The sequence below is a fragment of the Clostridioides sp. LIBA-7602 genome, assembly GCF_056688945.1.
The window spans coordinates 820,935-835,198 of sequence record NZ_CP196991.1 but is presented as its reverse complement, the minus strand read 5'-3'; the positions used below and the strand labels follow the sequence as shown (position 1 = coordinate 835,198).

Annotated in this window: 12 protein-coding genes; 1 reads left to right on the top strand and 11 read right to left on the bottom strand. The window is 32.1% G+C overall.

Translation table 11 applies throughout. From position 1 onward, the window contains the following. Positions 1 to 44: 44 nt before the first annotated feature. From lpdA to ACTG45_RS04105, 10 genes are all read right to left on the bottom strand, one after another. Positions 45 to 1,430 carry a dihydrolipoyl dehydrogenase gene (gene lpdA / locus ACTG45_RS04150; RefSeq protein WP_021383534.1) on the bottom strand — a complete coding sequence of 462 codons (1,386 nt, stop codon included), beginning with the start codon at positions 1,428 to 1,430 and terminating at the stop codon, positions 45 to 47. Between the two features lie 43 nt (positions 1,431 to 1,473). Then, complete coding sequence (locus ACTG45_RS04145; protein ID WP_021383473.1) at positions 1,474 to 2,355, bottom strand: methylenetetrahydrofolate reductase; 882 nt, start codon at positions 2,353 to 2,355, stop codon at positions 1,474 to 1,476. A 35-nt stretch (positions 2,356 to 2,390) separates the two neighbouring features. Continuing rightward, the gene (locus ACTG45_RS04140) at positions 2,391 to 3,065 is read right to left on the bottom strand and encodes a methylenetetrahydrofolate reductase C-terminal domain-containing protein (protein ID WP_021383443.1); all 675 of its coding nucleotides are present in this window, start codon (positions 3,063 to 3,065) and stop codon (positions 2,391 to 2,393) included. A gap of 36 nt (positions 3,066 to 3,101) precedes the next feature. Next, entirely contained in the window at positions 3,102 to 3,974 is an 873-nt protein-coding gene (locus tag ACTG45_RS04135; protein WP_021383453.1) for a bifunctional 5,10-methylenetetrahydrofolate dehydrogenase/5,10-methenyltetrahydrofolate cyclohydrolase, read from the bottom strand. A gap of 91 nt (positions 3,975 to 4,065) precedes the next feature. Beyond that, on the bottom strand, positions 4,066 to 4,698 hold the full coding sequence (locus ACTG45_RS04130) for a cyclodeaminase/cyclohydrolase family protein (RefSeq protein WP_479919893.1): 633 nt from the start codon (positions 4,696 to 4,698) through the stop codon (positions 4,066 to 4,068). Positions 4,699 to 4,790: 92 nt separating this feature from the next. Next, positions 4,791 to 6,467, bottom strand: coding sequence for a formate--tetrahydrofolate ligase (locus tag ACTG45_RS04125; RefSeq protein ID WP_021383446.1), 1,677 nt, complete (start codon positions 6,465 to 6,467; stop codon positions 4,791 to 4,793). A 239-nt stretch (positions 6,468 to 6,706) separates the two neighbouring features. Further along, complete coding sequence (locus tag ACTG45_RS04120) at positions 6,707 to 7,486, bottom strand: ATP-binding protein (protein WP_021383484.1); 780 nt, start codon at positions 7,484 to 7,486, stop codon at positions 6,707 to 6,709. 289 nt (positions 7,487 to 7,775) lie between these two features. Further along, positions 7,776 to 9,695 carry an anaerobic carbon-monoxide dehydrogenase catalytic subunit gene (gene cooS, locus ACTG45_RS04115; protein ID WP_021383498.1) on the bottom strand — a complete coding sequence of 640 codons (1,920 nt, stop codon included), beginning with the start codon at positions 9,693 to 9,695 and terminating at the stop codon, positions 7,776 to 7,778. Between the two features lie 605 nt (positions 9,696 to 10,300). Continuing rightward, entirely contained in the window at positions 10,301 to 11,212 is a 912-nt protein-coding gene (locus ACTG45_RS04110; RefSeq protein WP_021383475.1) for a bifunctional enoyl-CoA hydratase/phosphate acetyltransferase, read from the bottom strand. A 127-nt stretch (positions 11,213 to 11,339) separates the two neighbouring features. Next, positions 11,340 to 11,906 (bottom strand): DapH/DapD/GlmU-related protein, encoded by a 567-nt coding sequence (locus ACTG45_RS04105; protein ID WP_021383465.1) that lies wholly within the window; start codon positions 11,904 to 11,906, stop codon positions 11,340 to 11,342. A gap of 224 nt (positions 11,907 to 12,130) precedes the next feature. Between ACTG45_RS04105 and ACTG45_RS04100 the strand changes: the two genes are divergently transcribed. Then, entirely contained in the window at positions 12,131 to 13,039 is a 909-nt protein-coding gene (locus ACTG45_RS04100; protein WP_021383500.1) for a LysR family transcriptional regulator, read from the top strand. A gap of 79 nt (positions 13,040 to 13,118) precedes the next feature. On the opposite strand, the gene ACTG45_RS04095 is transcribed toward ACTG45_RS04100, so the two are convergent. Next, positions 13,119 to 14,261, bottom strand: coding sequence for a tetratricopeptide repeat protein (locus ACTG45_RS04095; RefSeq protein ID WP_021383467.1), 1,143 nt, complete (start codon positions 14,259 to 14,261; stop codon positions 13,119 to 13,121). Positions 14,262 to 14,264 lie beyond the last annotated feature (3 nt).

The following is a 14,264-nucleotide window of genomic DNA, read 5'->3' as shown; positions in this document are numbered from 1 at the left end:
CCCCCTTAAATCAGCCACAGAGCCTTATGTACTCTGTTTACGTATTATAATTTAGGTACAGAATGAACACATTCACCATGTACATCATGAAGAGCTTCCATTAGTCCTTCTGATAAACTTGGATGTGGATGTATTGCATCCCCTACTTGTTCTACTGTTAATCCTAGATGAACAGCTAGTGATAACTCTGTTAATAAATCTGTAGCATGAGGTCCTACTACTGCTGCACCTATTATTTTATCTGTTTCTTTATCAGCTATAATCTTTACAAATCCTTGGAAATGTCCTATAGCTTGTGCTTTTCCAAGACCTCTAAAGTCAAATTGACCTACATTGTATTCTACACCTTCAGCTTCAAGTTGTTTTTCAGTTTTTCCAACACCAGCAACTTCAGGCTCTGTATAAACACATCTTGGAATTGCTCTGTAATCTACTACCTTAGTCTTACCTAAAGCATTTTCAACTGCTACGATACCTTCTTTAGAAGCAACATGTGCTAAGAAAGGAGTATCTATTATATCTCCTATTGCGTATATACCTTCTACATTAGTTTCAAGATGCTCATTAACTACTACTTTTCCTCTTTCCATTTCAATTCCTATATCTTCTACTCCAGAATTATCAAGGTTAGGTCTTCTACCAACACATACTAGTGCATATTGTGCTTCTATAACCTTTCCATTAGAAAGAGTTGCAACAGCTTTACCATCAACTACTTCACAAGTTTGTACTCCAATACCTGTGATAACTTTAATCTTATCTTTCTTAAATTGTCTAAGTAGTTGTTTAGCTACATCTTTATCTTCATTTAATAGTATTTGGTCAACCATCTCAACTATAGTTACTTCTGTTCCTAAGGCTCTAAAGAACTGCCCTATCTCACATCCTATAACTCCACCACCTACTATTAACATAGACTCAGGTATCTCTTCAAGTCCAAGAACTTCATCACTAGTTATTACTATTTTTCCATCATATGGGAACATTCTTGGTACAACTGGAACAGAACCATTTGCTAGTATTATCTTGTCAGCTTTTATAGTTTCTACTGTTCCATCTTCTTTTGTTACTTCTATAGTATTCTTATCAATCAATTTTCCAAAACCATTAACTAGTTTCACGCCTCTTTTTTCAAATAGGAATTCTATCCCACTTATTAATTGATTTACAACTTTATTTTTTCTTTCCATTATGGCAGTGAAGTTTGGTGTAACTGTTCCATCTATTTCTATACCAAAATCTTTTGCTTCTCTTACAGTGTTTAATACTCCAGAAGAAGCAAGAAGTGCTTTAGTTGGTATACATCCTGCATTTAAGCAAGTTCCTCCAACTCTTCTTTTTTCAATAACTGTTACCTCTGCACCAAGCATAGAAGCTTTTATAGCTGCTACATATCCACCTGGTCCACCACCTACTACTACTATCTTCATCCTTAATTCCCCCAAACCTTATATAATCTACAATATTAAAATACTATAAACCTGCGGCATCTAGTATAGCAGGTATGTTCTCTTCTGCCCCAATTGCCATTATATGAACACCATCACATAAATCTTCTTCTTTTAATTGTTTGATAAGTTCTCCTGCCATTTTTATTCCTTCGCTTACCCAGTTTTCTTTTCCAACTGCTCTTAATCTTTCGATTTGTTCATCTGGAACAAATATTCCTGGTACATTTGCAGTCATAAATTTGGCCATTCCTGGTGATTTCAAAGGTACTATCCCTGCTAATACCTTGCAATCCATATCCCTTGTTAATTCTCTAAACTTTCTCATTGTATTTATGTCATAAAGTGCTTGAGTTTGGAAAAATTTAGCCCCCGCTTTTATTTTCTTTTGCATTTTTAATAATTGAACTTCTATTGGAGAATATTCTGGAGTTACTGATGCTCCTAAATAAAAATCTGGAGAACCTTTTAATTTATTACCAGCCATGTCCGTACCTGCCATTAAAGTCTCAGCAGTTTGAAGTATCCCAACAGAATCTAAATCAAAGACTCCTTTAGCTTGTGGATGGTCTCCTACGCTAGTATGGTCTCCTGTTAGTGCCAACAGATTGTTTATCCCAAATACACCTGCTGACAACATTTCTCCTTGTATAGCTATCCTATTTCTATCTCTCCCTGTTATTTGAATAACTGGCTCTAATCCAGCATCTTTTAGTAATTTACATGTAGCAAGAGAAGTTGCTCTCATAACTGCTGATTGAAAGTCTGTTACATTTGCTGCATGAACCCTTCCAACTAATGGCTTTGCACATTCTATTAAATGTGAAAGGTCAGTCCCTTTTGGAGGAGCCATCTCAGTAGTAACTGCAAATTTTCCACTTTCTAATGTTTCTCTTAATAAGCTCATCTCTAATCCCCCTTTTAACCTTCTAAAAAAAACTTTTATGAATTTGCTGCTGCTTCTTTCTTTTTCTTTGCACTTAAACTTCTTGGATTATTTTGCTTAGAGTAGTCTTTTGGTGGTCTTATTTCTGCTAAGTTGCCTAATTGTCCTATAGCTTCTAATCTTTCATATATCTTTATCCAAGCACAATCATTCTCTGCATTTACTTCACACTTACCATTTTTAGCTCCACCACAAGCTCCATTCATAAGACCTTTAGCACACATAGTTACTGGACATATCCCACCTGTCCAACCAAGTTCACAGTCTCCACAAGCTTTACAAGCTTCTTCATATTCTCCAACCCTTTGTACTTCCCCTATGAACAAAGTATTGTTTGCTGGATAAACTGGCTTATCTTTTAGGTTCTTAACTATTGTCTGTGTACCATCTCCACATGCTAAAGATAAAACTGCATCAGCTTCTTTAGTCTCCTCTTTTAGAGCCTTTAAATCCTTTTTAGACTTTAAAAGGTTACAAGCAGGGTCAAGCATTACATATCCTAAGATTTTTTTGCCTTCGCCTTCAAGAGTTTCTTTCATTTTTAAAACTTCTTCTTCTCCACCACTTTTACAAGTTGCTGCACATTGATTACAACCAACTAAAACTAGCTTGTCAAAATTCTTTAAGTACCCTAGTACTTCTTCTAATGGTTTATTTTCAGAAATTATCATATCTACTTCCCCCCTAAACCTTCCACTTATATATATCTATTTATTATTTTGTAATTTACAAGCTTTAACTACATGTTTTGCAAGTATAGATGTTGTAACTGAACCAACCCCCGCTGGAACTGGAGTTATCATTGATACTTTATCTAAAACTGCATTTGTATCAACATCTCCACATAAATTTCCTTCTTCATCAACATTTATACCAACGTCTATAACTACTGCCCCATCTTTAACAAAAGTTTCATCAACCATCTTAGCTCTACCAATAGCTGCTATTAATACATCCGCGTCTGCTGCTACACCTGATAAATTTTTAGTCTTTGAGTGACATATTGTAACAGTTGCATGTTCACTTAATAAAAGCATTGATACTGGCTTCCCAACAACCATTGATCTTCCAAGAACTGTTACCTTACTTCCTTTTAAATCAACATTATAATGTTTTAATATTTCCACTACTGCTGTAGGAGTACATGGTGGGAATCCACTCTTATCACCTTCCATGACTTTAGCAGAGTTTATTGGACTAAAACAGTCTACATCTTTTTCTGGTGCAATAACATATTTTATAACTTCTTCATTTAAGTGTTTTGGAAGAGGTCTAAAACATAATATACCATTAACATTTTTGTCATCATTAACTCTCTTTAATACATCAATGTATTCTTCTTGAGTTATATCTTCAGCTAACTCTAACACTTCTGTTGTTATACCAATGTTTTGACATCTTTTTAGTGCGCCTCTTTCGTATGATAAATCGTCACTTCTTGCTCCAACTCTAACTATTGTTAGTTTAGGACTTATACCTTCTTTAACTAATAACTCAACTTCTTTTATTAACTCTTCACTAATTTTATCAGCTACAGGTTTTCCTTTTATAATTTGTCCTTTAGTTGACATTCCTTCCATATATTCACAACTCCCCTACAAGCAAACTTAAATTCATTTATTCTATATACCACATATTAACAACATAGTATTTACTTTCGTCATTTAAAAATTATTTTCCAAGAGCTTTTTCAACTTTAGCATAAACTTCATCACAAGTCTTTACGCCTTCTTCAACTAATTTATCTACCTCTGTTTTTACCTTATTAACATATTCTTTATCTTGTATAGAATTTATATTTATAACTACATTTAATTGTCCACCAAGTATAGCAGCTCTTAAACATTGAACTCCTACACCAACATCGCTTATAGCAAGTCTTGAACCTTTATCAACTAAATCTTCATGTAACTTAATAGCTTCATAGCAAACTCTTACTATATTTAATGGTACTTCACAAGCAACTTTAAGTGCTTTTTCCATTGTTTCTGCTTTTATTCTTTTTTCTTCTTCTGTTTCTTTAGGAAGCCCATAAGCTTTCGATAATGGTAAGAAACATTCTGCATCATCATCTATCATTTTTAATAAATCTTTTTCTAGTTTTCCAGCTTTACTTAATATCTCTTTTACACTTTCTTCATACTCAGCATACTTTTTCTTTCCTATTGTAAGATTACAGACCATACTACCTAGGGCCATACCAATTGCACCAACTAGTGCAGCTGCTCCACCGCCACCTGGTACTGCTTCTTTAGAAGATAGTACTTCTACAAAATCAACACAAGTTTTATCTGCTATTTTCATTATAATCCTCCTTGAAAGGATGTAGGAAAATATCTCAAATTATTCGAGCTATTTTAAGATATTTCCTACTCTTTATTTATAAATTAATGTGCTTAGAATAATCCAGCTATTACTCCGTTTTCATCAACATCTATTTTTTCTGCTGCTGGAACTTTTGGTAATCCTGGCATCTTCATGATTTCTCCAGTAAGTGCAACTATAAATCCAGCTCCTGCTGAAATTGCTGCTTGTCTTACAGTTATTCTAAATCCTGTTGGTCTACCTAATTTAGTTTGGTCATCAGTTAAAGAATACTGAGTCTTAGCCATACATACTGGAACCTTAGTAAATCCAAGTTTTTCTAAGTTAGCTATTTCTTTATCAGCTTCTGGAGTATAATCTACACCATCTGCTCCATAAATCTTAGTAGCTATAGCATTTATCTTGTCTTTTATAGATAAATCATCTTCATAGCAGAATCTAAAGTTATTTTCTTCTTCATCTAATAATCTTAAAACTTCTTTAGCTACTGCAACTCCACCTTCTCCACCTTTTGCCCATACTTCAGAAAGAGCAACATTTACACCTAATTCTTTACACTTGTCTTCAACAAGTTTAAGTTCAGCTTCAGTGTCAAGTGGGAATCTGTTTATTGCAACAACTGCTGGTAATCCATATACTTGAGTTATATTTTCAACATGTTTTAATAAGTTTGGAAGTCCTTTTTCAAGAGCTTCTAGGTTTTCGTTATTTAAGTCTGCTTTAGCAACTCCACCATTGTATTTTAATGCTCTTACAGTAGCAACTATTATAACAGCATCTGGTTTTAAGTTTGCCATTCTACATTTTATATCTAAGAATTTTTCTGCTCCAAGGTCAGCACCGAATCCAGCTTCAGTTATTACATAATCAGCAAAGTGCATAGCCATTCTTGTAGCTATAACAGAGTTACATCCATGAGCTATATTTGCGAATGGTCCACCGTGTACAAATGATGGTGTTCCTTCAAGAGTTTGAACTAAGTTTGGTTTTAAAGCATCTTTTAATAATGCAGCCATTGCACCATTAGCTTTTAATTGTCTAGCTGTTACAGGGTCACCCTCGTAGCTATATCCAACTATTATGTTTCCTAATCTTTCTTTTAAGTCAGATATATCACTTGCCAAACAGAATGCTGCCATTATCTCAGAAGCAACAGTTATATCAAATCCGTCTTGTCTAACTGCTCCATCACCTTTTTTACCCATACCATCAACGATATTTCTAAGTTGTCTATCGTTCATGTCTACACATCTTCTCCAAGTTATTTTCTTAGGGTCTATTCTAAGAGCATTTCCTTGGTGAATATGGTTATCAAGCATAGCAGCTAAAAGGTTATTAGCAGCTCCTATAGCATGGAAATCGCCTGTGAAGTGTAAGTTTATATCTTCCATAGGAACAACTTGTGCATATCCTCCACCAGCTGCTCCACCTTTAACACCAAATACTGGTCCTAGAGATGGTTCTCTTAAAGCAACTAGTACATTTTTGTCTAACTTAGCAAATGCATCAGCAACACCTATAGTAGTAGTAGTTTTTCCTTCACCTGCTGGAGTTGGGTTTATAGCTGTAGTTAATATTAACTTAGCTTTTTTACCAGTGTCTCTTTTTAGTAGATTGTAGTCAACTTTGGCTTTATATTTACCATAAAGTTCTACATCATCTTCACCTAGTCCTAATTTTTTTGCAACCTCTCTAATATCTTGAGGTTTAGCTTCTTGAGCTATTTCAATATCAGATTTAAATCCCATAACTGAATCTCCTCCCACAACCTAAATAGATTTAAAATATAATTTTTTCTAAAAATTGTATTAATATGTAAAAATTATATTTTATAAGATAATTATACATGTAAAATTGCTTAAAAACTAGCTACTAAGCTATTAAAATATTCAAACTTAATAGCTAGTTATTTATCTAATTACTTATTTATTACCTATCTATTACCTATGTCTAACCTTTAACCAACCTAAAATCCCAAATCAAAATTCTATTTATCTTTAAATGACATTAATTTATCTTTTATTGCTTTAATTTGTGCTTTTGTTGTTTCACTAGAATCATATGGAGATTGATTAGCTCTATCAGAGTCTATAACATCTTGATTATAATAAATAAATCCTAAAGATTCTCCATCTTCTAAGTTTTTGATTATAAATTCTTCATCTTCTTTATTCCTAATTTTATTTCCTACAACAAATACCTTATTTACTCCTATATCATGTCCAAGTTTTTTTACTTTTCTATATGTTTGCAGACTTCTTTCTCCTGGTTCTACAACTACTATAAAAGCATCTACTCCTTGGGCTGTTCCTCTTCCTAAATGTTCAATTCCTGCTTCCATATCCATAACAACTACATCTTTATTTTGTAGTATTAAATGTGAACATAATCTTTTTAAAAGAACATGCTCTGGACATACACATCCAGTGCCACCAGAATCTACTGTTCCTAATGTAAGTAATCTTACTCCATTATATTCTTTACAGAAATTTTCAGGGATATCGTCCACTTTAGGATTCATCTTAAACATTTTTCCAAATGAACCTACAGAAGCAGCTGTTCTATCTGAAACTAATTTCTTCATTTCTGATATAGGTACTATTGATTCATATACTTCTTTTGGAAAACCTAGTGCTAAAGCTAAATTAGCATCCGGGTCGGCGTCAACAGCAACAACTCTGTATCCGTCTTCAGCAAACATCCTAGAGAGCATTGAAGAAAAAGTCGTTTTACCTACTCCACCTTTACCTGTTATTGCTATCTTCATAATCCTTACCACCTTTATTTCTATTTGCTTTTTATGTAGTCAATTTTTATAGTTAATTATTTTTTTATACACTAAAAATAAACTACAGCTAGTTCTTACAGGAACCAATTACATTTACCTTACTAGCTTTTCAAAGCAGCATGTATAGTTTTATTATTCTTCATTATATTGTTTATATTTTATTTATTCAGTATATTCATTGTATTTTGATACTCTTTACTTTAATATTTGACTTTATTCAACCATAAACTTGTTTATAAAATCGTTTTTTCTATGATTTTTTTATTTCTTAAGCTTCAGCTTTTTCTGCCATTTTTTCTTCAACTAATGCTTCAAAGTGAACACGTTTCTTCTCTATATCTTCTATTATTGTAGCTGCTAATTCTTTTGGATTTGTGTTTACAGTAAATGTTGCACCAACTTTATCTTTTAATTCACTAGTTAAGATATCTACTGCTCTTGAAGAACCAGTTATTGGAGGCATTATTCCTAGATAAGTATCTATACCAGAAGCCACAACATAACATCCTATAGCAACTGCTTTTTCTGACATCCACTCTGGAGCTATACCTACAACTGGAAGGTCACACATATCCATATCTAAGTAATTAGCTGCTGCTCCAACTAAATCTAGTATACGGCTTATATCAACGCAAGAACCCATATGTAGTACTGGTGGGATTCCTACTAATTTACAGACAGTTGCAAGACCTTTACCTGCATATTTTTCAGCTGCATCAGTTTCCATTAAACCAAATTTAGCTGCTGCTGAAGCACCACATCCTGTAGTAACTACTATTATGTCATTTTTGATTAATTCTTTCATTATTGTTACATGAGCCTCATTTGAAACTCCTTTAGCATTGTTACATCCAACTACACCAGCTGCTCCTCTTAATACTCCAGATTTTAAACAGTCTGTTAATGGCTTAACTGTTCCTGCTGGGTCTATATGAGAGTTTACAACTCTATCTAATTGGTTTACTACTGCTTCTACACTATACCCAACTGTTGCTCCTGATTTTAATTCAGGTATAAGTACTTTTGATTTATCTCTATTTTTAAAGTTTAAAATAGCTTCTTTAACTATTGCTTTAGCATCATCAAGTGCTTGTTCTTCTCTAAATTCAATATAAGTTGAACCTGTTATTTTAGCTTTTGGAGAAGTTGTTACAAATTTAGTATGGTAACAATCTGCAACTCTAGCTAATGCAGGGAATATACATTGAACGTCAACTATTACAGCTTCAACTGCTCCAGTTATTATTGCAAGTTCTTGTTGATGGAAGTCTCCTGCTATTCTTACACCATGTCTCATTGTAATCTCATTACCTGTACAACACATACCAGCTAAGTTTATTCCATCTGCTCCAACCTCTTTAGCTAAAGCTACTAAGTCTGGCTCTTCTGAAGCTAAAACTATCATTTCTGATAATGCTGGCTCATGTCCATGCAATATTATGTTAACTTTATTTTCTTCTAATACTGCTAAGTTAGCCTCTGTTCTTCTTGGCACTGGAGTTCCAAATAAGATATCGCTTAGACGAGTACCTATCATAGAACCACCCCAACCATCAGCCATAGAAGTTCTAAGACTCATGTGTATTAAACTGTCTATATCACCAGTACATCCTATATGAGTAGAGTGCATTATTGTTGCAATTTCTCTATCTATAGCTCTTGGTTCTATAGCATATTCTTTCCATATTTTTTGTCTTGGCTCTGGCGCATTTTTTATAAATCTTAATGTCCCAAAAGGTTTTCCAAATTCCATTAATGCAATTTCTGCCACTTCATGTGCTACATCATAGATATCTCTACCTTCTGTTTCTACATCCCATTCTTTAGCTAAAGTTATTAACTTAGCTTCATCTCTTATTTTATAGTTTCCATTTGGATCAGCTAATGCTAATGTATGTGCTATATCTCTAGCATGGTCTGAATGGGCAGCTGTCCCACCAGCAACCATTCTTGCAAAGTTTCTACCTACTATAGTGTGTTCATCTGCTCCACATAACCCTCTTGGAGTCTTTGGACTTATTCTACATGGTCCCATTCCACATATTCTACAACAAACACCTTGAAGACCAAAACCACATTGTGCCTTAAAGCCTTCTTTTCTATCATACATTGTTTCTACGCCTTCTTCTCTAGCTTTTGCTATCATCTTCTGGCTGTTTAAATCAATTGTTAACATTTTTTCATCCATATTCCTATCCCCTTTTTTTGATTTTTAAAATCCCCCAGGTGACTGACTTCATGTCATAAAATAATAAAATAAATGCTTTCTAAGTTGATTATATACTAATTTTCAGTACTTTGCTTTAGATTTAAATATTTTTTTAACAAAATTAGATAATACATAAAAATTTAATTTTTGGTACCTAATTTAAGTTAATTTTACTGCCTGTTTTAGGCTATTTTTTAATACCTAAACCTATTTTTTGATACTTTAGTTTAATTAAATTACGTTTTGATTTTTTTTAAATCAAGTTTGAATTATTTCTAGTCATTTTTTGTTTTTATATATTGATTGTGTATTTATTATTTTTCATTACTTTTTGGACTTGTTACAGATTTTTACTCCCTAAACTTAATTAGTAAAAACTTCTTAGAATAGCATTTTTTGGACTAATTTTTTTGAATTTTTTCATTTTTCCTACTTTAATATTAATTATAGCTTCAAATTGAACATTTGTATATATTCATTTGAAGCTATAATTATTTTTTATATAAAATTTTTTTAATATCGCATTAATTTAGACATTTTGACTGCTTTTTCTATTTTTATTCATTTATTTCATACTCTTGATTTTATTTCATACTCTTAGCCACAATAGCACCATATGCAATAGAATATAATTTAGATTCATGTGAATCGGCTCTTGATACTAAAACTATAGGAGCTTTTGCGCCCATAATTATACCTGCTGATTTAGAGTCTGCCATATATGTAAAGGCTTTCCCTATTCCATTACCAACCTCTATTGTTGGAACCAACATAATATCTACATCACCAGATACTTCACTCTTAAATCCTTTTATTTCACTAGCTTCTTTTGAAACAGCTAAATCAAAAGCTAAAGGTCCTTCTACGATTACATTGTCTCCAAACTCTCCTTCTTTACAAGCTTTTGCTAACATATCTGCATCTACAGTAGCCTGCATCTTAGGATTTACTTTTTCTTTAGCTGCTAAGCATGCAACTTTTACAGTTTCCATACCTAAAGCTTTTGCAGCTTTTATTGAATTTTTTAATATTTTTGCCTTTTGTTCATAATCAGGTGCTATGTTCATTCCTCCATCTGTAGTTATAAGTAATTTATGGTATTTTTCTAGCTCATATACCATAACATGACTTAATAAACTATCAGTTCTAAGACCATAGTCTTTGTTTAACACTTCTTTTAAGATAACTGATGTATCTAACAATCCTTTCATTACAAAATCAGCTTCTTTACTTGATACTAATTTAACTGCTATTTCTGCACAGTCTTTGATATCATCCTTATCCACTATTTTGATACCATTTAAATCAAATCCTATTTCTTTTGATATTTCTCTTATTTTTGCTTCATTTCCAACTAATATAGGAGTAATTATATTTCTTTCTACAGCATCCTTTATTGCCATCAAAACCTCTTTGTCATGAGCTGCTGCCACAGAGAGAACTATTTTCTCTCCTCCTTTAAGTTGCTCTAAAATATCATCTAATTTTTTTATCAAAAGTAACCCCTCCCTTATATATATTTAACTAAATAATACCATATTTGCTATACCTTTTCTCAATTTATTTTTTATGTTATAAAAAATTTGTATAACTAAAAGATAGTTTAATATTTTATTCTGCGATTTAATCAATAACGCTTAAAATCTTTGCAGGAACACCGCCTACAATAGTATTTTCTGCAACATTTTTGGTTACAACTGCTCCAGCAGCAATAATTGCATTATCACCAATAGTAACTCCAGAAACAATAGTTACATTAGCACCAATCCATACATTTTTTCCTATTATAATTGGAGAAGGATAAGTTGTACTACGTTTCTCTGGTGCAATACCATGGTTAAGTGTAGCTAATACCACATTATGACCAATTTGTGTATTATCTCCAATCTCAATACCACCTTGGTCTTGAAAATGACAACTGCTGTTTATAAAAACATTCTTTCCTATAGTAATATTTTTTCCACAATCTGTATAGAATGGTGGAAACATAAAAAATGATTCATCTACTTTCTTACCAATTAACTCAGAAAACAAACTACGCACTTCTTCTGGTTCATGATAAGAAGAATTTAACTTACTTGTTATTTTCATTGCCTCATTACTTAACTTAACCATAAATTCATGTATTTCTGATTCACTAGAAACAGGTTTTCTTTGATTGACATGCGTTAAAAATTCATTGATATTCATTTTATACATCCTTTCAATATAAACTTTAATTTATTTGTATTTTCTAAATAACATTTCAATAAAAATTAGTTTATTTAACTTTATAAGTAATATGATTACTTCTTTTAGTGTAATATACAACTTCTCCTATATCAAATACCTATATTAAATACTTAAATATACGTAAAAAGCATAAAAGTTGATATAATTATATTAATAAATAAGTTAGTAAAGGAGGATTAACTATGGAATTAAGAGTATTAAGATATTTTTTAGCAATTGCAAGAGAGGAAAGTATATCTGGTGCAGCAACCTTTTTACATATAACACAGCCAACACTTTCTAGACAGATTATAGAACTTGAAGAAGAGTTGGGAGTCAAATTATTAGTTCGAGGAAATAGAAAAGTTTCCTTAACGAATGAAGGTAGACTTTTACATAAAAGAGCAGAGGAAATTATATCATTAGTTGATAAAGTAGAATTGGAATTTGACAATCCCAATGAAATTATTAGTGGTGATATATATATAGGTGGTGGAGAAACTGAAGCTATGCGACTTATAGCTAGAGCTGCACATCATTTTCATCAAAAATACCCTAATGTAAGATACCACATTTTTAGCGGAAATGCTGATGATGTAACTGAAAAATTAGACAAAGGACTTCTTGACTTTGGGATTTTAATTGAACCTGCAAACATACAGAAGTATGATTATACACAAATTCCTGCTACTGATGTTTGGGGGTTACTAATGCGTAAAGACAGTATCCTTGCTTCACAAAATACGATAAATCCAAAAGATTTATGTAATATACCACTTATTATTTCAAGACAGACACTAGTTGATAAAGCAATTTCTAAATGGCTTGAATATAGTACTGAAAAGCTAAATATTGTTGCTACATATAATTTAGTTTATAATGCTTCTCTTCTGGTAGAAGAGGGATTAGGTTATGCTTTATGTTTAGATAGACTCATTAATACTACAGAAAATAGTAATCTTTGCTTTAGACCTCTATCTCCCCCTTTAGAAGCTAAATTAAATATCATATGGAAAAAACATCAAATATTTTCAAAAGCAGCTGAAAAATTTTTACTTCAAATACAAAAAGACTTTTCTTATATCATGTTGAACTCATCTGAAGAAAAATAAGTAAAAAATAAAAAACGGTATAACATGATAAATGTTATACCGCCTAACCAATAAAATTAAATACAACTTAACAATATACTTACTTATTTATTCCAAGCTCTTTTAAACAAGCAATTGTAATCTCATCTTGTGGATTCAATTCATAAGCTCTTTCTATATAATAAGTTGCATCATCAATATCACCATTATTTAAATAAGCCATACCTAAATTACAAAGTATCTCTGGGTCTTCCTTTATCTTAGCAGCCTGTTCAAAATATTCTATTGCTTTATCTAAATTATTTTTATAAGCCTCACAAAGCCCTAATTCCACTATAGCATCCACTTGCTTAGGCTTTATTATCAATATCTTCTCCAAATACATCTCAGCCTGTTCTATCTCGCCCATACCCTTATATCCAAGAGCTATCATGAACAACAAGTTCCACCAATCCATATGTTCTTCTTCTAATGGAAGTAGTTTCTCTAATCCTTCTTTAAATTTGCCTTGGAATACAAGCGTATATCCTTCTTCGTATTGAACTTTAAAGTCCATCTTTCCTAGATTATCTTGTATCTCAGCTACTAAATCAGCATCTAGCCCCAGTCTTAACGCATCTTCCCAAGTTAGCTTGGTCTTTAGATATTGACCTTGATTATAGTAATGGTAGCCTAAGTGATAATAACCTAATGCAAAATTCTCATCAACACCAATTATCTTTTCAAGCTTGGCCATTGCTTCAAGTAAAAATGCATTCATTGCCTTCTCATCCATGTCTTTTTGATACTGTTTTGCTATCTCTTGGCAAACAATTGCATAATTATACATTGCATCTAAATCATCTGGATACATTGTTATAAATGCTTTTATATATATTAAAGAATCTGTATGCTCACCAATCTCAAAGTATTTTCTTGACATATATCCCATATATGCCTTCAAATCCAGATTAATATCTTTAGCTAAAGCATTTAAAAACTTTTCATATTCTCCATTGTTTTTAAATTTACTATCTATCCCAATTATATATATCATAGCATCTGCTATAGACATTGAATTTAACTTATCTTGGGCAGTCTTTTCTTTTATTCCTTTTACCAATACCTCATTTTTTATAGGTACATCTAATCCATCTTTTGGCACATCATAGCTCTTTAATTTAAACTCTCCACCATGCTTTATAGTAATAAAAGCTAGTTCCTCTGCCTTTTTCAGCAAATATTTTTCTATTTTAAAATCCATTTT